Below are 21,352 nucleotides of genomic sequence, written 5' to 3'. Positions count from 1 at the left end.
CGGGTGTTTATCCCCGTATTGACCCCCACACTGCCCCACGACCGCCCTATGCGCCGCACCTCCCAACTGACCGAATGCCAAGCTTGGCGAGCCAGCTTACTTTGGTTCGCCGACCCGGCCCAGCCGAAAGCCTGCCACGACACCGACGGCCTGCTGGTCACCGCCCGCGAAGCCGACGGCATCGTGCGCATCCAGGCCATCGGCCCCTACAGCGAGTTGGCACCGCACTACCCCGACCTGCCCGTGACCCACTGGCCCGGCCTGTGCATCGCGCCCGGCTTTGTCGATCTGCACATCCATTACCCGCAAACCGATGTGATCGGTTCGCCCGCCGACGGCCTGCTGCCCTGGCTTACGCACTACACCTTTCCGCACGAAAAGCAGTTTTCAGAGCCCGCCTACGCCCATGAAGTGACCGCATTTTTCATTGACGAACTGATGCGCCACGGCGTGACCACCGCCCTGTGCTTTGCCACCGCCCACCCCGAATCGGTGGATGTGTTCATGGCCGAGGCGCAAAAGCGTCACCTGCGCATGGTCACCGGCAAGGTGCTGCAAGACCGCCACAGCCCCGACGGCCTGCGCGACACCGACACGAACATGAGCTTGCGCCAGACCGAAGCACTGATCCGCCGCTGGCACGGCGTGGACCGCTTGGGCTACGCCATCACCCCCCGCTTTGCCCCCACCAGCACACAGGCCCAGTTGCACGGCGCGGGCGAGATCGCACAGCAGTTCCCCGATGTGTGGGTCCAATCGCATGTGGCCGAAAACCTCGACGAGATCCGCTGGGTGCATGAACTGTTTCCCGAGGCGCGCAGTTATCTGGACGTGTACGACCGCGCAGGCCTGCTGCGCCAGCGCTCGGTCTACGCGCATTGCATCTACCTGGACGAGACCGACCGCCGTCGCATGGCTGAGGTGGGCGCGACAGCCGCCGTGAGCCCCACCAGCAACCTGTTTCTGGGCAGCGGCTTTTTTGACTACGCGGCATCTGATGCGACAGGTCTGCGCTACGGTCTGGCCAGCGACGTGGGCGGCGGCACCAGCTTCAGCCCCTTTCACACCATGCATGCGGCCTACACCGTGGCCCGCCAAAGTGTGGAAAGGCAGGGCGTGGGCCGCCCCGGCATCAGCCTCTTGCCCGAGCACCTGTGGTGGCAGCACACGGCGGGGGCCGCCAGCGCACTGGACCTGAGCGGCCAAGTGGGCAACCTGCTGCCCGGCTGCGAAGCCGACTTTGTGGTGCTCAACCCCCAAGCCACGCCCTTGCTGGCCCGTCGCACCGCACAAACCGAGACGCTGGCCGAATGGCTGTTTGCGATGATCGTGCTGGGCGATGAACGGCTGATTGCGCACACGGTGGTGCAGGGGCAACCCGTGAATATCCATCGGTAGGTCGGCGGCTTTAGCCCCGACAAATGCTGGCGGTCCACTTTGTCGGGGCTGAAGCCACCGACCTACAAAAAAGCATGCTTGAGCTGACCGACAATTGGGCATGACCTCGAATGAAGCGCACCCCATCATTGACCTCTACGCATCCCAGCGCGCGTCTGTGCGCCGAGGCATTGAGCAACTCCAACAGCGCCTGCAAGCCACTGGCCACGACTTCAGAGAGCCGCCACCCGAGCCCACATCTTGCTACGGGCGCGGCTGCAATGGCTGTGTGTGGGAGAGCTACGACGCCGCGCTGCTGTTCTGGTACGAGGACGCTGGGACTTTGATGGCTGGGCACTGAACACCCCAGCTCTTTGGGTCATCTAATTCAGCGATTCCAACAAGGCCGAGCGCAACTGCCGCTTGAGCAGCTTGCCATTGGGGTTGCGTGGGAGGGGCACCGGGCTCAGCGTCAAATGTTCTGGCACTTTGTAGTCGGCCAGGCGCTCGGCACAAAAAGCCTTCAGCTCCAGCACGTCCAGTTCCTTGCGATGGGTATGCACATACGCGTGCACACGCTCCCCCAGAACGGGGCAAGGCACCCCCACAACCGCGGCTTCAATGACGCCGGGTATTTGCAAGAGCACATTCTCGACTTCGGTGCTGAAGACTTTGTAGCCACCCCGGTTGATCATGTCTTTTTTGCGGTCCAGCACACGCACATAGCCCTCAGCATCGACTGTCCCCAGATCACCCGAATGCCACCAGCCCGCCGTGAACTCTCGGGCTGTAGCGGCAGGATCATTCCAGTAACCCTTGACCACCATGGGGCCACTGATCCACAGCTCGCCCACTTCGCCCGCAGGCAATTCATGGCCCTGCTCGTCCATGACGATCACAGCGGCACAGGGCAAAGGGGCACCCACTGTGTCGGCATGGGCGCGGGTCTGGCCAATGGGCATCAGGGTCGTGGGCGATGTGGTTTCGGTGGCACCGTAGGCATTGAGCAATTGCAGGTGCGGCAAGCACTGCGCCATGTCGTCGATGGTGGAGGTGGGCATGGGCGCACCCCCAAAGCCGCCGATGCGCCAGTGTGACAGGTCAAACTCGGCAAAGCGGGGCTCCAGCAGCAGGAGTTTGTACATCGCCGGCACCATCAGGGTGTGGGTCATCCCCTCCCTCGCAGCCAAGCGTAAAAAAAGTTCGGGCTTGAAGACGGGTAGCACCAAGAGTGCAGCTCCGGTCGCCATGACCGTCATCACATTGGCAATCAGTCCGGTCACATGCGTCACCGGCACCGCCAGCATCGAACGGTCGAACTCGGTCAATGACATGCAACTGATGAAATGCTGAACCGAATGCAGCACGTTGAAATGCGTCAGCATCGCCCCTTTGGGCCGCCCGGTCGTGCCAGAGGTGTAGAGGATGATCGCCGTGTCCTCCTCTTGCACAGGCTGCACATGCTTGCACGCTGGCTCGCCCAGCAGCTCATCAAACCCACGGTGAAGGCGATGGGCAGCCTGGCCTATTCCCGCTGGAGGGCCTTTGCTGCACCCCAAGGCCGACTGCACATCCACCCAGACTGCCCACTGCAGTTCGGGCGCCTCCGAAGGGCCCGGCAAACGCTCGACCAAATCAGCGTCACACACCAGACCGCGAGCGCCGCAGTGCTGCACGATCCAGGCCAGTCCTTCTTTTTGCTCGCGCGGCCCCACAGCCACGGCAATGACGCCAAGCCGCTGCAAGGCCATCAACGCCACGACAAAGCTGGGGTGGTTGCTTTGGTACAGAACCACCCGATCACCAGGTTGCAGGCCCAACTTCAGAAATCCACTGGCAGCACGGGCTGAAAGTTCGGCCAACTCACGCCAAGTCCAGCGCTGGTTTTCGCAGACCAGCGCAAGGCGTTCACCGTGCTTGGCCACTGTCGCCTCCAAAAGGCCATGCAGGCTGTCCGCACGGTCAACAAAGCAAGGCAGTACGCGGTCGCCAAAATGGGCTTCCTGGCGCCGAGCCGGGATTGAAACCCCGCGCCAAGGGTCTGATTCGCTCAATACACCCGCTTGTGCAATGGCAGCGTGGATCACGCCACCGCGCTCCGAGGTGCCGCATTTGCCCCGCGTTCAATCACCACCTCTTGGTCGAGCATAGAGGCCGCGTGATTGAGCTCTGATTGCGCAATCACCACCGTCATTTCTTTGCCTCGCAGACCAAAAATCACGTCCGACAGGCGTTGCGACAAAGCAGGTGCCACGCCTTCAAACGGTTCGTCCAGCAACAACAGCTTGGTACCGACTGCCAGAGCGCGGGCCAGAGCTACAAGCTTCTGCTGGCCCCCCGAGAGCAGCAATGCACGCCTGTCCTTCATTTCCTTGAGCTCAGGCAGCACCTCGTAAACCATCGCAAGGCGCGCATCGGGCTGCAGTTGGGCCGAGACCCAGACGGGAATCAGGATGTTCTCTTCCACCGTGAGTTCAGGCACCAGGCCCCGGTCTTCCGGCATGTACCCAATGCCCAATGCCGCACGCGCATGGGTCGGCATAGCGGCCAGGTCTTGGCCGTTCCACATCAACTGCCCCGCCGTGGGCTTGAGGTGACCCATGACGGTGCGCAACAAAGTGGTCTTGCCAGCCCCGTTGCGCCCCACCAGACCCACCATCTGGCCCACAGACACGTTCAGCGAAAAGTGACGAAGGGCTTGAACAGACTGGATGGTGACATTCACCGAATCAATTTTCAGCATTTCAGTGCCCCTGCTTGAGTGAACCCGTGACATACCGCTGGACCTGCGGATCGTCCAAAACTTTCGAAGGCAGGTCATCGGCAATCACGCGACCGCTGTAGAAAGCGATCACACGGTCCGAATAATGGGTGACGATCTCCATATCGTGCTCAACAAACAGCACGGTCACGTTTTCGCTGGCAAGGGCCGCGCTGATGGTGTCCATCATCGGGAATTTTTCATCCACAGAAACGCCACTGGTCGGCTCATCGAGCAACAAGAGCTTGGGGCTTCCGGTGAGCGCCATGGCAATGTCCAGCAGCTTGCGCACGCCCCCTGGCAACTCTGACACCCGACGGTACGCATGTTCCTCAAGACTGAACTTGGACAGCATCGCCATGGCCCGATCGATCCGGTCGGAAGCATGCGCAGGACGCCAAAACGATTGTTGACCGTCGTTGCAGGCAGCAGCCACCAGCATGTTGTCCAAGGCGCTCATGTCCAGTGCCAATTGCGGAATCTGGAACGAGCGCGCAACACCCATGCCATTGATCAGCCTGGGCCCCAGGCCCGCAATGGGCTGACCATCGAGTTCGATCGTGCCGGCGTCGGGCTTGAGATAACCGGTCACCATGTTCACGAACGTGGTCTTTCCTGCGCCGTTGCTGCCAATCAGGCTGACCCGCTGGCCGGTGGGGATTTCAATATTGACGTTGTCAGCAGCCGTCACGGCACCAAAGGATTTCATCAGGCCTCGGGCAGACAGCATGGTGCGGGTTTGGGCTGTCGTCATGATTGATCTCCTTCCTGTTTAGCGCTCTGCTTGTTCTTCCTTTTGATCCAAAGGCTGCCCAGCCCCAAGGGGAGAAAGCGGATCACGACCAACAAGAAAAGCCCCATGGCCAGCTGCCAAGTGTTGGGGAAATACAGGTTCGAGAACGAACGCACCACCTCCACCACGAAAGAGCCCACAAACACCGCCAACATGCTGTGGTGGCCCGCCAAAATCGCCACAAAGACAAACTCGCCCGACGTCGTCCAATAAGCGAAGTTAGGCTCGATGTGGCCCAGTGACATCAGGGTCAAGGCACCACCCACGCCGCCCAAGAACGATGCCAGCAGGTAATTGGTGGCCACCGCCTGTGAGACCGAAGCGCCCAGGTACTCGACCCTCAACTCATTTTCACGAATCGCCAGCGAAACCAGACCGCGCACAGAGTCCACGTAGATGCGGGCCAGGGTGGCCAGCACACCCACCACCAGAACAGCCACGCTGTACAGCACCCAGTTCGACTGCTCCGATGCAATGCTTTGACCAAACAGGGTGGGTCGGCTGACGTTGAAGCCATCCGAGCCCCCCAGCGCTTCGGTCTTGACCAAAATGCCGTACAGAACCATGGAAATGGCCAGCGTCAGCATGGCGAAGAAAATACCCCGATAACGCGACAACAAGGGTGCAAACGGCAGCGCACACAACACCGCCGCACCACCGCCAACCAAGACCATCAAAAAGGCATCGGTGATGCCCAAATGGTTGGCGGCCATGGCGCTGGCGTAACCACCCAAGGCAAAAACGAAGCCCTGACCGAACGACACCACGCCCACCCGCATCAGCAGCACGATGCCCAGGGACACCAGACCGTGCGAGAGCGCCATCGTCGAGAGAAAGAGCAACCACTTGGGCATCACCAACCCGCCCGCAAGAAACAGCACGGTCAGCAAAAATCCGGTGAGGAGTGTTTTTTTCAAGCTGTTGGTCATCAGATTTTCCTCGCTTGGGTGCGCTGAAAGAGACCCTCGGGTCGGAACATCAGCACCACGGCCATGGCAATGTAGATGCTGAAAAGCTCTGCCGCAGGCCAGGTGTGCACCGCGAGCGCACGGGCAAGTCCCACGATCACAGCCCCAATGGCCGCCCCCTCGATACTGCCGAGTCCACCAATGATGACCACCGCGAACGAGACAATGATCACGCCGGAGGCCAGCCCTGGCTGAACAGAGATCATTGGCGACGTCATGGCTCCGGCCAATGAAGCCAAAAAGATTCCGAACATGAATGCCAGCGTGCAAACCCGCGCCACGTTGATGCCCATGCTGGCCGCGATCTCATTGCTGTGGATCACCGCCAGAACGATCTTGCCGGTACGGGTGCGGTTCAGCCCCCACCAAACACCCAGGCCACAAACAATCGCAAAGCCAATCAGGATGAAGTCGTAGCCCACATAGGACATGAGACCGATGTCGAGCACACCGAACAACATGTAGGGCTCTGTCACGTAATAGGGCACCGCCCCCCAGATCAACTTGGTCACATCTTCCAGGATCAGGAACAGCGCATAGGTGACCAGCACCAGCAACACTTCATCGCGCCCATAAAAAGAACGCAGCAACACCCGCTCGACCAAAGGGGCCAAAAAAAGAGAGACCGCCAAAGCCGCCAGCAGCATGAACAGCAGGGACCAAGCTGGCGACATGCCAGCGCCCACAGACCAAGCGACAAACGAAGCCGTGACGTAAGCCCCGACCGCATAGAAGCTGCCATGCGCAATGTTCAGGATTTTGAGGACGCCAAAAATCAGCGTCAGCCCCAAAGCCACGATGAAGAGCCAGGAGGCATAAATGATGCCGTCAAAAAGAATGGTGAGTGCAAGCATATGGGATTCCGCCCCAGGTGGAGGATCGCTGAAAACGGGGCCGGCACCCTAGGTGCCGGCAGGGACAACTCACGCGTCAGTTCGTGCCCCTTTGCGAACAAAGGGGCACAACGCTGACGAATGCGCAAAGTCGTTGATCGACTCAGATCAGCACTTGGCGCCCTTGAAGCCGCTTTTGATCCAGTCTTCGGTTTTCATGTTGGCAGGTGGATTCACGCACTCGGCTGGGAATCGCATGATGTCCACCAGATCAACCCGCTTCTTTTCAGGGTTGAACTTGGTGCGACCAATCGCCGTGTCCTGAATCGCCTGATGGCCCTTGCCATTGACCATGCGGATCATTCCAGCAGGCGACTCCCACGACAGGCCTCGCATGGCGGCAGCCAGTTGCTCGTGATTGGGTTTCTTGCCGCCGTTGGCCGCCATGGCCTTTTCAACTGCCAGCTTCAAACCCATCAGGCCTTGGGCCATGCGGTAGGGGGCCTGCACGGGAATCACCTTCTCGCGGTCCTCGTACAACTTGAACCACCAGCGGTTCAGCGGTGTGTCAGGCGACATCAAACCGTAAGCACCACGAGCCCCCAAAATCACGCCATCGGGCATCTTGTTGCCCAAACCCGGCAGCACATGGTCACCCGCAGACAAGATCAGCTGCGAGCGACGCATCACACCGCGCGGAGCCGCTTGCAAAATGAATGACTGCAGATCGCCACCCCACAAACTGGAGTGCGTGACGGTGGCCGGTGAGGACAGCAAAGAAGAGATTTCGGTGCCGTACTGGCCTGCACCGAACTTGGGCCGAAGGTCCTGCCCCGTCTTGGATTGCGGGAACAGTTGCTCGGCTGTCAGCTGGAAATCTTTGAGCGAATCGTGCCCCCAAGCATAGTCTTGGTTGATGTAGTTGATGGAGTCGACTTTGACGTTTTTGGCCTTGAGGTAAAGGCCAAGCGACACGTTGTCCATGGCCGCGTGCGCTGCGGTGCGGAACACGTAGCTGTAATCGCGCTCTTCAAAAATGCGAGGTGTTCCGCAGTCGTAGAGGATCAGAAAACGCTTCATTTCCTCGGCCACAGGAGCCACAGCCAGACAGTCGCCTGATCCCACGTAACCCACCACAGCATCCACCTTCTCGCGGTCATACAGGTTGCGCATTTCCTGCACCTGCTTGGTCGCACCTCCGGCTTCATCGACGTAGATGGCTTCGATCTTCATGCCGCCAAAGCCCTTGGCGTTGTAGGGCGCAGGGGCCTGACCGTTGTTGAAGGCTTCGACCAACAACTTGGCACCATTGACCGCCGGAATGCCGAAGCTGTCCGCCGCCTGCCCCGAGAGAAAGCTCACAATTCCGACGCGAAATGTTTCCTGAGCCTGCGCTTGACTGGACAAACCAGCACCAAGCAACATGGCCGCACCGACCGCTGACAACTTCACCAACAGTTTGTTTCGTTTCATCACTTGTCTCCTAGATTTTTGAACTGTCCGCACACCCCTGAGCCGATATGCCAACAGTGCGCATCGATCAGGTTCAAACGCACCCAATGCATTCATTGAGCAGCACCTTGAGTCTTCCACTTTTCAGCCAAGCGACTCATGGCAAAAGCATCCTATCGGCGGGCATTGGCAACTCTTGTCCCAGCAGAGACACACATGAAAACCCTAATGACCGGGGCGAAGATAGGCTCTATCAGCGCGACAAACGACTGGGATTCAAGTCTAAAAAATGGCCCTGTCAAGTGCAAGCGACCAGACCACCAACACCCACTCACGATGAACTGCATGCCGTTTTGCCGGAAGCAAAACTGGGGATAAATGCAATGACTCATCGGTTTCAGGCGCTCAACTTCATTTCCCTGCCAGCGCCGCCGCCATATCCGCCCCCGAAGGCCGCACCAGCCGCCCCACCTCCTTGCCATCGCGCAACAAAACCAGTGTGGGCCACAGCTTGACGCGGTAGCTGCGGCCCAAAGGGCGGCCGGGGCCGTCTTCGACTTTGCAGTGCTGCCAGTGCGGCTGCAGGGACAAAGCCTGCGCGATCAAGGGCTGCGCAGCGCGGCAGTGGCCGCACCACTCGGTGCCAAATTCCAGCAGGGTCAGGCCCTGCCAGGCGTGCACATCGGCCAGACTGGGGGCTTCGATGGCGCTCAAATAAGGTTTGAAAGTGCTCATGGTGTGGGGCTGCGGGTGCTGAACAATTGGTCCACGATGACACGCAACCACTGCAGGCACGGGTCTTTGTCAAAGCGCTGACTCCAGTGCATGGACACGGTGAAATCGCGCAAGGGCAAATCGGGCTCAATGATGGCCAGCGCGCCGGCCTGCGCAAAGCCTTGTGCAAAATTGCGCGGCATGAGCACCGCCAGATCGCTGCTGCGCACGATGCCAGGCAGTGACAAGAAATGGCTCACCGTCAGGCGCAGGCGGTGTTGCCAATGCATCAGCTCCAAAATACGCAGGGTGTCGGCGTGCGTGCGAACGGCAGCAAATTCCAGCTCGGCCAACAAGGCGTGCGTTGCATCGGCAGACGCCCCAGCTTTTTTTGGCAACTGGCCCCATCGCTTGGCCACCGGGTGGCCCTGGCGCATCAGCACCACATAGCGGTCGCTCAGCAAGGGCTGCTGCAAAGTGTCGACCACCTCGGGCAAGAAACCGATCGCCAGGTCCAACTGGCCGCTGTCCAAGGCCGCCCCAATTTGATGGTGCGGCACAGGCCTGGCCTCGAGCCGCATGCCCGGCGCCAGGCGCTGCAAGGCCAGCACCAGCTCTGGTAAAAAACGCGCTTCGCCAATGTCGCTCAGGTGCACGCGCAGCACACGCACTGAACGCTGCGGGTCAAACACCTGTGACGCATTCAGCGCCTCTTCGATCGTGGCCAAGGCCATTTGCACCCCCTGCGCCAGCCGGTCGGCACGCGGCGTGGGCCGCACGCCCGAGCCGCTGCGCTCAAACAAGGCATCGCCCAACACGGCCCGCAAACGCGCCAGCCCTTGGCTGGCCGCAGGTTGCGACATGCCCAGCTGCTGAGCGGCCAGGCTCACGCTGCGGCAGCGCCAAACGGCATCAAACAAGCGCAAGAGGTTCAAATCCAAGTCTTTGATATTCATTCAATGCATGCCAATTTTTAAAACATTTAATCAGCTTATACAAAACCACATTCTCCTGCTTCAAAATCTGAACCACAGGAACCACCTGCCCATTCGGCCACACCACGGCAATGCGCACCCCGTCCTGTCACAAGGGCAACCGCCAGGCCCCTGGATGCAGCCCATACTGGCAATCATTTGACATGGAGATCCTTTCATGTGCCTTTTGAAAACCGACAAGATGATCGCCCGCAAAGACCAACATGTGGGCTGGATCACCTTCAACAACCCGGCCCGCCACAACGCCGTGTCACTGGAGATGTGGCAGGGACTGGCAGACATTGCAAACGACTTTGCGCGCGATGACGACATTCGCGTGGTGGTGGTGCATGGCGCAGGCGATAAAGCTTTTATTTCGGGCGCTGACATCTCGGAGTTTGCCGAGCAACGTGACTCGGCGCAGGCCACCCGCCATTACGACGAAGTGGCCGAACGAGGCACGCAGGCCCTGAAAAAACTCAACAAACCCACCTTGGCCATGATTCAGGGCTATTGCATCGGAGGTGGCGTGGGCGTGGCTTTGAACTGTGATATTCGCATTGCGGCCGACAACGCGCGATTTGCGGTGCCCGCAGCCAAACTGGGGCTGGGCTACGAATTCGATGGCGTGCGCAAACTGGTGGACGTGGTGGGTCCGTCGTTTGCGCAAGAAATCTTTTTTACCGCGCGTCAATTCAGTGCCGTGGAGGCGCAAAGCATGGGCTTGATCAACCGCATGGTGCCCAAAGATGAATTGCTCGGCTTTGTACAGCACTATGCCGACACCATTGCGGCCAATGCGCCCATGACCGTGGCGTCCATCAAAACCATTGTGGGCGAAATCGTCAAAGACGAAGCTTTGCGCAATCTGGCCCTGTGCGACGAATTGGTGGCGCAGTGCTTCAACAGCGCCGACTTCACCGAAGGCCGTACCGCCTTCATGGAAAAACGCAAGCCGGTGTTCACTGGCCGCTGAAACTTTCTAGCCGATTCACGAAAGCCCTCCTATGAAACTGCCCTTGTCTGACCTGCGTGTTCTGGATTTGACCAACGTTCTGGCTGGCCCTTACTGCAGCATGGTCCTGGCGGACATGGGGGCCGATGTCATCAAACTCGAAAACGCCGACAAAGGCGACACCTCTCGCCAATTTGAGCCCCAGGTCAATGGCGAGTCGTATTGTTTTGCGGTGCTCAACCGCAACAAACAAAGCATCGCCCTGAACCTGAAAGACCCAGCTGCTCTCAAGATCGCCCACCAGTTGGCTGCACAGGCCGACATCGTGATGGAAAACTTCCGACCCGGTGTGGTCAAGCGCATGGGGCTGGACTACGAGAGCATTCGCGCGCACAACCCGGGTGTGATTTACGCGTCCATGTCGGGCTTTGGCCAGACCGGACCCTATGGCCAAAAAGGCGGCTACGACATCATTGCGCAAGGCATGTCGGGCATCATGATGATGACCGGCGAGCCCGGCGGCCGCCCAGCCAAAGTGGGCATTGCCATGAACGACATTGCCAGCGGCGTCACCGCCCTGTCGGGGATTTTGGGTGCCCTGATCGGCAAGCTGCGTTTTGGCGAAGGCCAGTACCTGGAGACCTCTTTGCTGGAAGCTGGGCTGGCCTGGACCCCTTGGGAATTCGGGGCATTTTTTGGCTCGGGCGAAATCCCCACCGCCACAGGCACACGGCACAGACGCTCTGCACCCTACCAAGCCTATCGCACACAAGACGGGTATGTGACCGTGGGGGCAGGCACGCACAAAATGTGGGTGGCTTTTTGTGAAAAAGTCCTCGCCCAACCCGACTGGCTTGAACGCCCGGACTACCGCACACAGGCCCTGCGGGTCAAGCATGTGGATGCGCTAGAACGCGACATTGAATCGGTCACCACGCAACAAACGACGGCCCACTGGGTGGCGCTGCTGGATGCCGTGGGCATCCCTGGCGGTCCGGTTTTTGGGTACGAGCAAACCCTGAAAGACCCCCATGTCCTGGCCCGGAAAATGGTGCATGACATCGATCACCCCATCATTGGCCCGATGAAGACCTTGGGTTTGCCCATCAAATCCAGTGGTGCACTGGGCAGCATTCGCACGCCGGCGCCTTGGCTGGGCCAACACACAGCTTCGGTGCTGGCCCAACTTGGCTATTCAGCCCAAGACACCGAGGCTTTGTTCCAGCAAGGCGCGGTGTTTGATCAGCACCGCGACAAGGCGCGACCCCAAGCCTGAAGTCAGCGCGCATGCCGAAGGCCAAACCCGCCCATTCAACTGTCCATGGTGATTTTGGCGCGGCGAATCACATCGCCCCACTTCAGGTTGTCCAGCCGCATTTGCTCACTGATTTGGGCCAGGGGCATGCGTCCGATTTCCTCCACACCTGTCTTGCGCAAAGCCTGAATCACCTCAGGGTCATCCAGCGTGGCGCGAAAGGCTGAGCGCAAGCGGTCCAGGGCTTCGGCAGGCACACCGGCGTTGGTCACAAAACAATTCCAGGGTTTTTCATCAAAGCCCTCAAACCCTTGCTCGGCAATGGTAGGGACATCGGGCATGGTGCTTGAACGCTTGCCGGTGGACACAGCCAAAGCACGGAAGCGACCTGTTTGGATGTGCGGCATGGCCGGCCCCAAGGTTGAAACGGCCAAGTCCACCTGCCCGCCCAACAAATCGGCGATGTACTGAGCAGCCCCCTTGTAGGGCACATGGTTCATGGAGATGCCTGCGCGTTGCTTGAAGATTTCGGCAATCAAGTGGTGCGGTGAACCCACCCCGGCGCTGGCGCAATTGAGTTTGTTGGGGTTGGCTTTGGCAAAGGCAATCAGTTCTTGCAGATTGCGAACAGGCACAGAAGGGTGGGCCACCAACACAAATGGCAAGTCGCCCAAATGGACCAAAGGCGTGAAGGATTTGAGCGGGTCATAAGACACTTTGCGCATGTTGGGCACGTAGGCAAAAGCGGTGCTGTCAATCAAATGCACGGTGTAGCCATCGGCGGGCGCTTTGGCGGCAGCATCAGCGCCAATGGTGGTGCTGGCACCGGGCTTGTAATCCATCACGATGGGTTGCCCCAACAATTTTTCGGCCTTGCCCGCCACAATTCGAGCCCACTGGTCAGCACCGCCGCCTGCCGGGTAGGGCACGATCATTTTGATCGGCTTTTCAGGGAATGGCCCGGCCCATGCACGGCCCATCACACCCAGCGAAGCGGCACCCAGGCCGGCCCATTGAATCCACTGTCGTCTGCTGCTCATGTCTCGACTCCTGTTGGTTGGGGGATGCCGCATGGTGGCGTCTGACAGCGGGGTCTGCTGTAACCAAGATGACTGGCCACATCTCATATCTTTGGCGCATGAACGTTATTCATTCCATTGAATAAACTTATAAGTAAGATGGCCCACAGAGAATGTCTATGGACTGCAACAACGCAAGGAGCGCACTTTGGAAGTTTCATTTCACGAAGAAATCAAGGCCCTGCGCATGGGCACAGGCGAAGTCTTTCATGGCGAAGGCATTTTGGCCATCACCAAGGGGCTGCTGCAGTCGGGCGTGAGCTATGTGGGCGGCTACCAAGGCGCGCCGGTCTCGCACCTGCTCGATGTGATGGTGCAGGCCAGACCCTACATGGACGAGCTGGGTGTGCATGTGGAGGCCTGCTCCAACGAAGCCTCCGCCGCCGCCATGCTGGGCGCGTCCATCCATTACCCGATTCGCGGCGCGGTGACCTGGAAGTCGATTGTCGGCACCAACGTGGCGGCCGATGCGCTGTCCAATCTGTCATCCCCCGGCGTGACCGGGGGCGTGCTGATCGTGGTGGGCGAAGACTATGGCGAAGGCGCCAGCGTGATCCAGGAGCGCACGCACGCCTATGCGCTCAAGTCGGGCATGTGCCTGCTGGACCCGCGGCCCGAACTGGGCCAGATGGTCAACATGGTGGAGCACGGTTTCAGGCTGTCCGAAGCGTCCAACATGCCGGTGATGATGGAGCTGCGCATCCGCGCTTGCCATGTGCGCGGCCAGTTTGTGGCCAAAGACAACCAGGCCCCCCAGCTGTCCAAAAAACACTTGATGGACGAACCCGCAGGCTTCAACTACATGCGCCTGGCGCACCCACCGGTGACCTTTGCACAAGAAAAGCGCAAAGTCGAACACCGCCTGCCCGCCGCCCGCCAATACATCACCGAGCAGCGCCTGAACGAGCACTTTGAAGGCAACACCCACCGCCACCTGGGCCTGATCGTGCAAGGCGGTTTGTACAACACGCTGATGCGCACCCTGCAGCAGTTCGACCTGGCCGACGCCTTTGGCGTGTCCAGCCTGTCGGTGTTGGTGCTCAACGTCACGTATCCGCTGGTGCCCGATGAATTGGTGAATTTTTGCAAGGACAAGTCGGCCGTGCTGTTGCTCGAAGAAGGCCAGCCCGAATACATCGAGCAAGAACTCGCCCTGATGCTGCGCCGCTTGGACTTGCAAACCCCGCTGCATGGCAAAGACATGCTGCCCTCGGGCGGCGAATACACCGCCGAAGTCATGGCCCAGGGCATGCTGAAATTTTTGGACCGCCACCAAGCGGACGCTGTGCCCGAGGCCACGCGGCAATGGCTGGCCACCAATGGCGAGCGCCGCCAGCAAGTGCAAACCCTGCTGGGCAGCCCGGTGCCAGCGCGGCCACCGAGCATGTGCATTGGCTGCCCTGAGCGGCCGGTTTTTTCTGCGCTCAAATTGGCCCAACTTGACGTGGGTCCGGTGCACATTGCGGGTGACATCGGCTGCCATGCGCTGGCCACCTTCGAGCCGTTTTCCTTTGGTCACTCCATCTTGGGCTATGGCATGAGCCTGGCCAGCCGGGCAGGTGTATCGCCGCTCATGAAGCGGCGCGTGCTGTCGGTCATGGGCGATGGCGGTTTTTGGCACAACGGCTTGCTGACCGGCGTGCAAAGCGCGCTGTTCAATGGCGACGACGCGGTGTTGCTGATCTTCAAGAACGGCTACACCTCGGCCACCGGCACGCAAGACATCATCAACACGCCGACCGACATCGCCAAAGAACTGGCGGGTGACAAACGCCAAAGCATGGTGCACACCAACCAGACCATCGAGTCCACCCTCAAAGGCCTGGGCGTGCAATGGCTGCGCACGGTGAACACTTACGAAGTCAGCCAGATGCAGGCCACGCTGACCGAGGCCTTCACCACCGAATTCCAGGGACTGAAGGTGATCGTGGCCGAAGGCGAATGCCAGCTCGAGCGCCAGCGCCGCATCAAGCCCTGGCTGGCCTCGCTGCTGTCCAAAGGTGAGCGGGTCGAACGCGTGAAATACGGCGTAGACGAGGACGTGTGCAACGGCGACCACGCCTGCATCCGCCTGTCGGGTTGCCCTACCCTCACGCTCAAGGACAACCCCGACCCGCTGAAGGTGGACCCGGTGGCCACTGTGATCGATGGCTGCGTGGGCTGCGGACTGTGCGGCGAAAACGCACATGCGGCCACTTTGTGTCCGTCGTTTTACCGCGCCGAAGTGGTGCAAAACCCCAAGCTGCACGAGCGCCTGTGGGCCCGTTGGCAAGGCTTGGCCACACGTTGGCTGCAACCCGCTTGATCCGCTGAAACGCCAGAGAGAGAAACCATGACCCAACCCATTTCCATCTTGCTCTGCGCCCTGGGCGGCGAAGGCGGCGGCGTGCTGGCCGACTGGCTGGTCGATGTGGCACGCCACGCGGGCTATCCGGCGCAAGCCACCTCCATTCCCGGCGTGGCGCAGCGCACCGGGGCCACCACCTATTACCTCGAGGTCTACCCCCTGCCCCACAGCCAGCTGCAAGGCCGCTTGCCAGTGCTGGGCCTGAACCCGCTGCCTGGGCGGCTCGATGCGCTGGTGTCTTCAGAGTTGCTGGAAACCGCGCGCCAGATCGGCAACGGCCTGGCTTCAGCCGACCGCACCTTGGTCATCAGCGCCTCATCGCGAGCGCTGACCACCGCCGAAAAAATGACCATGGGCGATGGCCGCCGCCCCGAAGGCCCGCTGCTCGATGTGGTGGCCGCGCACAGCCTGCGACACCATGTGATGGACATGGCACGCCTGTGCCAGGAAAGCGGCACCCTGGTCAGCGCCGTCATGTTGGGCGCGATGGCAGGCAGCGGATTGCTGCCCTTCACGCGGTCGCATTACGAGGCCGTGTTGGCAGGCCCTGGCAAGGCGGCTCAAGCCAGCCTGCGCGGCTTTGCCTCGGCTTTTGACTTGGTGACGCGCCAGCGCGAACAGGCGCAATATGTGGAGCAGGTGATGAAGCCAGCGGCCCCTGCTCAGGTGGCTTCGGCCGTTTTGCCCGACGCTGTCGCGGCCCAGTTTCCCACCGTGCTGCACCCTCTGATGGGCTTGGCGCACCAGCGCTTGGTGGAATACCAAGGCCCGGCTTATGCCCGCCTGTATGTGCAGCGGCTCGGCCGCTTGCTGGAGGCTGAATCCGCGTCAGCCGACGCCACCCACACCGTGACCGCCGAGGCCACCCGCTGGCTGGCCCTGTGGATGGCGTTTGACGACATCATCCGCGTGGCCGACCTGAAAAGCCGCGCCAGCCGCTGGGAACGCGTGACGCAAGAAGTCAAAGCCAAAGAGGGCGATGTGCTCAAGGTGTACGACCACTTCAAACCCGGCGTACCCGAGCTGGCCGCCCTGTTACCGCAGAGCCTGGCCAACCGGCTGCTGCGCTGGGACCGCGCCCGCGTAGCCAATGGCAAAGCGCCTTGGTCCATGCCGCTCAAGGTGGCACGCCATGCACTGTGGGGCATGGCCAGCTTGCGCTTTTTGGCCAGCTTGCGCGTGCTGCGCCCGCTGGGCAGCCGCTATCAGACCGAGCAAGCACTGATCGAAGAATGGCTGCACGGCATCGAAACCGCCACACACCAGTCCCCTGCGCTGGGTTTGGAACTGGCACGCTGCGGCCAACTCATCAAAGGGTATGGCAGCACCAACGAGCGCGGCAAGGACAACCTGCTGCACATCCTGCGCCATGTGTGCGGCGCGGCTTCGGCCGTGCCTTTGGCTGAGCAAGCCGCTGCCGTGGCCCGCATCCGCCACGCGGCCCTGCAAGACGAGGCGGGTCAGGCGCTGGACCAGGCCTTGCTGCAACACGGTGCACCGGCGCGTCCGGTCAAGGAACAACCCGTGTTGTGGATGAAAAATCCGCGGCTGCAAAAATCCTAAGGCTACAACAGGCTCAAACCCCAGCCAGCTCGCGCAAAGCTTGAGGGTTGGGCAGGCCCAACACCCGGCCGCCACCGCTGATGAGTTGGCGCTCACGCAAGTGACGCAGCACGCGTGAAAACGTCTCAGGGGCGATGCCCAACTGCGCGGCGATGGTGCGCTTGCGCTCAGTCAGTTTCACGGCCAAGCCGCCAAAAAGCTCGTCGGGTTGGGCATGGCGCAAGAGCCATTCAGCGCATCGCGCATCCGCATCTTTGGCCACCCGACTGACCGCCAGTTCGCTTTGTTGGCGCTGCGAACGCGCCATGTCCATGAGCAGGTTTTGCGAGGCCTCGGGCAAAGCGTGCACATCGGCCACAAAATCGGGCACGCTCACGTATTGCACATGTACCTCGGTTTCGGCCACCGCGTCAACCGCGTGCGGCAAGCCCAACAAACCCGATGCAGCCTCTAGCCAAAATGGACCCTCCACCACGCCCAGCTGGTGCGCCATATGACCATCCGCTATCACCCCCAGCACCACCCGACCCTGCATGACGTGCAGGATGCGGTCTACCGCGTCACCTCGGTGCAGCAACACAGTGCCAGCTGACACGGGGGCTGCGGGCTCGGACAAAAGGGGCAAAGAGGTATCCAACATGGTGGAGCCCAATGTGCCAGAGCCCCAGCCTGTGGGCTTTGACGCACATCAATGAGGCCCCATCACCTCACCAGGATGGCTCGAAAGTCGTTCACATTGGTGTGCGTGGGTCCGGTGATGACCAGGTCGCCCAGCGGCTCAAAGAAACCGTAAGCATCATTTTGGTGCAAGTGCTCGCTCACTTTTAGCCCTTTTTCGGCAGCGCGCGCCAGCGTGTCGGGAGCCACTTGCGCCCCGGCGTTGTCTTCGATGCCGTCGATGCCGTCGGTATCGGCCGCCAGCGCCCACACGCCGCTCTGGCCTTGCAGGGCCTCGGCCAAGCCCATGCAAAACTCCCCCGCCCGCCCACCGCGGCCGCGTGGCGTGCCTGCAGGCTGGGCCTTGAGGGTCACCGTGGTTTCACCGCCGCTCAAAATAACGCAGGGCTTGGTGAAAGGCCCCAGGCCCTTGGCCGCCGCACGCGCCAGCGCCGCGTGCACCTTGGCCACCTCGCGTGACTCGCCCTCGATCTCGTCGCTCATGATGTAAGCATTCAACCCCATGGCTCGCGCGGCAGCGGCTGCCGCCTCGAGCGACTGCTGGGGCGTGGCGATCATGTGCACGCTGTGGCCTGCAAACACCGGCGAGCCGGGTTTGGGCGTTTCCCAAACACCCGTCCGCAAGGCCTGCAGCACCGCATCGGGCACGGTGATGGCGTAGCGCTGGAGAATGGCCAGCGCATCGGCGCAAGTGCTGGCATCGGGCACGGTGGGGCCGCTGGCGATGATGGACGGGTCGTCGCCCGGCACATCGCTGATGGTGAGCGTGACCACCCGCGCCGGGGCACAAGCCGCCGCCAGGCGTCCGCCCTTGATGCGCGACAGGTGCTTGCGCAGGCAGTTCATCTCAGCAATGTTCGCCCCGCTGGCCAGCAGTTGGCGGTTGATGTCTTGTTTGAGTTGCAAGCCGATGCCGTCGGCGGGCAAAGTCAGCAAAGACGAGCCGCCGCCCGAGATCAGGCACAGCACCAGGTCGTCGGCGGTCAAGCCTTTGGTGAGTTCCAAAATCCGCTCAGCCGCTTGCAGCCCTGCTGCATCGGGCACCGGATGTGCAGCTTCAACCACTTCAATGCGCGCAGGCAAGCCCGCTGGACGTGGCGGCGTGTGGTCATAGCGCGTGACCACCAGGCCCGACAGTGGCGCGTCGTGGGGCCACAGGGCCTCGACCGCCTGCGCCATCGCGCCCCCAGCTTTGCCCGCGCCCAGCACCAAGGTGCGGCCCTTGGCAGGATCTGGCGGGGTGGGCAAATGGGCCGCCATGTTGTGCAGCGGCAAGGCACGTTGCACCGCCACATCGTAGAGGTGGCGCAACATGGTTTGTGGATCGGTCATGGTCAAAAGGTCTTGGGCGAACAAACAGGCTCAAAGGATAAAGGCATTTCAGATCAACGCCCAAGAAGGCCAAAAGGGTGCACCAGCCCAGAGACCGATGCACCCTTTTGTGGCTTGCAGCTTAAGGTCAATCCGCGTAAATGCCACCAGCCCGGATGACAGGTGCCCACTTCGCCACTTCAGACATCACAAAAGCTTTGTGGCCTGCAGGGTCATTGCGTGCATCCGTGATCACGGTGGCGCCACCGCCTTCTTGTTTGCGGATGAAGTCGGGGTCTTTGACGGCCGCCTTGAGGGCGTCATTGAGTTTCTTCAAGACCGGGGCAGGCGTGCCCTTGGGGGCATACAAGCCTTGCCAGATGGTGACCGAGAAGTCTTTCAGCCCGGCTTCTTGCATGGTGGGTGCATCTTTGAGGGCCGCTGCCGTCAAGCGGGTGGGCGTGGTCACCGCATAGGACTTGACTTTCTTGCCCTCGATCTGCGGGATCGTGGTGGTGGTCTGGTCGCACATCAAATCCACCTGGCCACCAATCAGGTCGGTCATGGCCGGTGCCGTGCCTTTGTAGGGCACCGAGGTCATGTCCACCTTGAGGGTGGACTGGAACAACATGCCGCACAGGTGCGAGGCCGAGCCAGGCCCTGCGTTGGCGATATTGATCTTGCCTTTGTTGGCGTTGATCCAACTCACCAACTCGGTCATGTTGTTGGCCGGCAAGCTGGGGCGACCGATCAAGTTCATCGGGTTCTCGCTGACCAGGCCGATGTACTCAAAGTCTCTTTCCACGTTGTAGGGCAGGTTGCGGAAAAAAGTGGGCAAGGTGGCTTGCGCGATGTGCGTGAACAAGAGGGTGTAGCCATCGGCACCCGCCTTGGCCACCTTGTTGGCACCGATCGAGCCGGAGGCGCCTGCCGAGTTGTCGATCACGATGCTGTGCCCCGCCATGACCTTGCTCATGGCCTGGGCCAGATCGCGTGCGGCTTTGTCGGTGGGACCGCCTGCCGCATAGGGCAACACAAAGGTAATGGTCTTGTTGGCAACAGGGTAGTCCTGCGCAAAGGCACTCACGCAAGCCAGCAGGGCGCAGGCGGTGGCAACGGGAAGAAACTTGGCTCGCATGTTCATACCTTTCAAGGCGTGGGGGTGAATAAATCATTGAATTGGAAAATGGACAAACTGCATCCAAGGCGCATCATGGCCTCAAGCCAAGGCCTTGCATACCGCCTGGGTGACATCGACGGTCAGGGCTTTCCCGCCCAAATCGCCGGTGTGCAAGGCCGGGTTGGCCGTGACGCTTTCGATGACAGCCATCAAGCGCTGCGCCGCGGCGATCTCGCCAATGTGTTCCAGCAGCATGACCACCGACCAGAACGTACCCACCGGGTTGGCCAAGCCCTTGCCCATGATGTCAAAGGCCGAACCGTGGATGGGCTCGAACATGCTGGGGTATCGGCGCTCGGGGTCGATGTTGCCGGTGGGCGCAATGCCCAGGCTGCCTGCCAGCGCGGCCGCCAAATCGCTCAAGATGTCGGCATGCAAGTTGGTGGCGACCAGGGTGTCCAGCGTGGCCGGGCGGTTGACCATGCGGGCGGTGGCGGCATCGACCAATTCCTTGTCCCACTTCACATCGGGAAACTCTTTGGACACCTGCACCGCAATTTCATCCCACATGACCATGGCGTGGCGCTGCGCGTTGGATTTGGTCACCACGGTGAGCAGCTTGCGCGGGCGCGACTGCGCCAATTTGAAGGCGAAGCGCATGATGCGTTCGACACCTGCGCGGGTCATGATGGACACGTCGGTCGCCGCCTCGATCGGGTGGCCCTGGTGCACGCGGCCGCCCACACCGGCGTATTCGCCTTCGGAGTTTTCACGCACGATGACCCAATCCAGGTCCTTAGGCGTGCAGCGCTTCAACGGCGCGTCGATGCCGGGCAGGATGCGCGTGGGGCGCACATTGGCGTATTGGTCAAAGCCTTGGCAAATCTTCAGGCGCAGGCCCCACAGCGTAATGTGATCGGGAATGTGCGGGTCACCAGCAGAGCCAAACAAGATGGCGTCTTTGCCACGCAAGGCATCCAGGCCATCGGCGGGCATCATCAGGCCGTGCTGGCGGTAGTGGTCACCACCCCAGTCAAAATTTTCAAACTCAAAAGCGAAAGTGCCACAGGCTTTGGCCAAGGCCTGCATCACTTGCTGGCCTGCGGGAATGACTTCTTTGCCAATGCCGTCTCCGGGGATGGTGGCGATGCGGTAGGTTTTCATGGGGGCGC

Annotated in this window: 19 protein-coding genes; 6 read left to right on the top strand and 13 right to left on the bottom strand. The window is 60.9% G+C overall.

The features are described from left to right. Positions 1-48: 48 nt before the first annotated feature. Both guaD and Q0O99_RS02215 read left to right on the top strand, forming a co-directional pair. The gene (gene guaD, locus Q0O99_RS02220; protein ID WP_293748086.1) at positions 49-1,398 is read left to right on the top strand and encodes a guanine deaminase; all 1,350 of its coding nucleotides are present in this window, start codon (positions 49-51) and stop codon (positions 1,396-1,398) included. 100 nt (positions 1,399-1,498) lie between these two features. Then, positions 1,499-1,738: an oxidoreductase-like domain-containing protein gene (locus Q0O99_RS02215; protein WP_293748084.1), complete on the top strand. Its 240-nt coding sequence runs from the start codon at positions 1,499-1,501 to the stop codon at positions 1,736-1,738. Positions 1,739-1,760: 22 nt separating this feature from the next. Here the strand turns inward: Q0O99_RS02215 and Q0O99_RS02210 are convergent, their stop codons facing one another. From Q0O99_RS02210 to Q0O99_RS02175, 8 genes are all read right to left on the bottom strand, one after another. Continuing rightward, positions 1,761-3,464 carry a class I adenylate-forming enzyme family protein gene (locus Q0O99_RS02210; RefSeq protein WP_293748082.1) on the bottom strand — a complete coding sequence of 568 codons (1,704 nt, stop codon included), beginning with the start codon at positions 3,462-3,464 and terminating at the stop codon, positions 1,761-1,763. Continuing rightward, positions 3,461-4,120: an ABC transporter ATP-binding protein gene (locus tag Q0O99_RS02205; protein ID WP_293748080.1), complete on the bottom strand. Its 660-nt coding sequence runs from the start codon at positions 4,118-4,120 to the stop codon at positions 3,461-3,463. Before Q0O99_RS02205 ends, Q0O99_RS02210 begins: the two co-directional genes overlap by 4 nt. Position 4,121: 1 nt before the next feature. Then, entirely contained in the window at positions 4,122-4,892 is a 771-nt protein-coding gene (locus Q0O99_RS02200; protein ID WP_293748078.1) for an ABC transporter ATP-binding protein, read from the bottom strand. Beyond that, on the bottom strand, positions 4,889-5,860 hold the full coding sequence (locus Q0O99_RS02195; RefSeq protein ID WP_293748076.1) for a branched-chain amino acid ABC transporter permease: 972 nt from the start codon (positions 5,858-5,860) through the stop codon (positions 4,889-4,891). Before Q0O99_RS02195 ends, Q0O99_RS02200 begins: the two co-directional genes overlap by 4 nt. Then, positions 5,860-6,753: a branched-chain amino acid ABC transporter permease gene (locus Q0O99_RS02190; RefSeq protein ID WP_293748074.1), complete on the bottom strand. Its 894-nt coding sequence runs from the start codon at positions 6,751-6,753 to the stop codon at positions 5,860-5,862. Before Q0O99_RS02190 ends, Q0O99_RS02195 begins: the two co-directional genes overlap by 1 nt. Before the next feature lie 147 nt (positions 6,754-6,900). Continuing rightward, complete coding sequence (locus tag Q0O99_RS02185; RefSeq protein WP_293748072.1) at positions 6,901-8,205, bottom strand: ABC transporter substrate-binding protein; 1,305 nt, start codon at positions 8,203-8,205, stop codon at positions 6,901-6,903. A gap of 390 nt (positions 8,206-8,595) precedes the next feature. Beyond that, a complete protein-coding gene (locus Q0O99_RS02180; protein WP_293748070.1) occupies positions 8,596-8,919 on the bottom strand; it encodes a thioredoxin family protein in 324 nt (107 codons plus the stop codon). Further along, the gene (locus Q0O99_RS02175) at positions 8,916-9,854 is read right to left on the bottom strand and encodes a LysR family transcriptional regulator (protein ID WP_293748068.1); all 939 of its coding nucleotides are present in this window, start codon (positions 9,852-9,854) and stop codon (positions 8,916-8,918) included. The genes Q0O99_RS02180 and Q0O99_RS02175 overlap by 4 nt, the downstream gene beginning before the upstream one ends. Before the next feature lie 196 nt (positions 9,855-10,050). Here Q0O99_RS02175 and Q0O99_RS02170 point away from each other — a divergent pair, with 196 nt between their 5' ends. Together Q0O99_RS02170 and Q0O99_RS02165 are read left to right on the top strand one after the other, a co-directional pair. After that, positions 10,051-10,848, top strand: coding sequence for an enoyl-CoA hydratase (locus Q0O99_RS02170; RefSeq protein WP_293748066.1), 798 nt, complete (start codon positions 10,051-10,053; stop codon positions 10,846-10,848). 31 nt (positions 10,849-10,879) lie between these two features. Further along, positions 10,880-12,103 carry a CoA transferase gene (locus tag Q0O99_RS02165; RefSeq protein ID WP_293748064.1) on the top strand — a complete coding sequence of 408 codons (1,224 nt, stop codon included), beginning with the start codon at positions 10,880-10,882 and terminating at the stop codon, positions 12,101-12,103. A gap of 35 nt (positions 12,104-12,138) precedes the next feature. Here Q0O99_RS02165 and Q0O99_RS02160 read toward each other — a convergent pair whose 3' ends face one another. After that, entirely contained in the window at positions 12,139-13,122 is a 984-nt protein-coding gene (locus Q0O99_RS02160) for a tripartite tricarboxylate transporter substrate binding protein (RefSeq protein WP_293748062.1), read from the bottom strand. Positions 13,123-13,309: 187 nt separating this feature from the next. On the opposite strand from Q0O99_RS02160, the gene Q0O99_RS02155 reads away from it, so the two are divergent. Together Q0O99_RS02155 and Q0O99_RS02150 are read left to right on the top strand one after the other, a co-directional pair. Continuing rightward, on the top strand, positions 13,310-15,466 hold the full coding sequence (locus Q0O99_RS02155) for an indolepyruvate ferredoxin oxidoreductase subunit alpha (protein WP_293748061.1): 2,157 nt from the start codon (positions 13,310-13,312) through the stop codon (positions 15,464-15,466). 27 nt (positions 15,467-15,493) lie between these two features. Beyond that, complete coding sequence (locus Q0O99_RS02150) at positions 15,494-17,071, top strand: indolepyruvate oxidoreductase subunit beta family protein (RefSeq protein WP_293748059.1); 1,578 nt, start codon at positions 15,494-15,496, stop codon at positions 17,069-17,071. A 13-nt stretch (positions 17,072-17,084) separates the two neighbouring features. On the opposite strand, the gene Q0O99_RS02145 is transcribed toward Q0O99_RS02150, so the two are convergent. The 4 genes from Q0O99_RS02145 to Q0O99_RS02130 all read right to left on the bottom strand — a co-directional run bounded on the left by Q0O99_RS02145 (position 17,085) and on the right by Q0O99_RS02130 (position 21,344). After that, positions 17,085-17,711 (bottom strand): Crp/Fnr family transcriptional regulator, encoded by a 627-nt coding sequence (locus tag Q0O99_RS02145; protein ID WP_293748057.1) that lies wholly within the window; start codon positions 17,709-17,711, stop codon positions 17,085-17,087. Between the two features lie 62 nt (positions 17,712-17,773). Further along, a complete protein-coding gene (locus Q0O99_RS02140; RefSeq protein WP_293748055.1) occupies positions 17,774-19,081 on the bottom strand; it encodes a glycerate kinase in 1,308 nt (435 codons plus the stop codon). A 127-nt stretch (positions 19,082-19,208) separates the two neighbouring features. Further along, complete coding sequence (locus Q0O99_RS02135; RefSeq protein WP_293748053.1) at positions 19,209-20,198, bottom strand: tripartite tricarboxylate transporter substrate binding protein; 990 nt, start codon at positions 20,196-20,198, stop codon at positions 19,209-19,211. An 81-nt stretch (positions 20,199-20,279) separates the two neighbouring features. Next, on the bottom strand, positions 20,280-21,344 hold the full coding sequence (locus tag Q0O99_RS02130; protein ID WP_293748051.1) for a tartrate dehydrogenase: 1,065 nt from the start codon (positions 21,342-21,344) through the stop codon (positions 20,280-20,282). Between the last annotated feature and the right edge of the window lie 8 nt (positions 21,345-21,352).

Source organism: Limnohabitans sp. Rim8, assembly GCF_945901735.1.
Classification (GTDB): domain Bacteria; phylum Pseudomonadota; class Gammaproteobacteria; order Burkholderiales; family Burkholderiaceae_C; genus Limnohabitans_A.
Note: the sequence above shows the minus strand (reverse complement) of the source record. Positions and strands in the feature narration are given on the sequence as shown.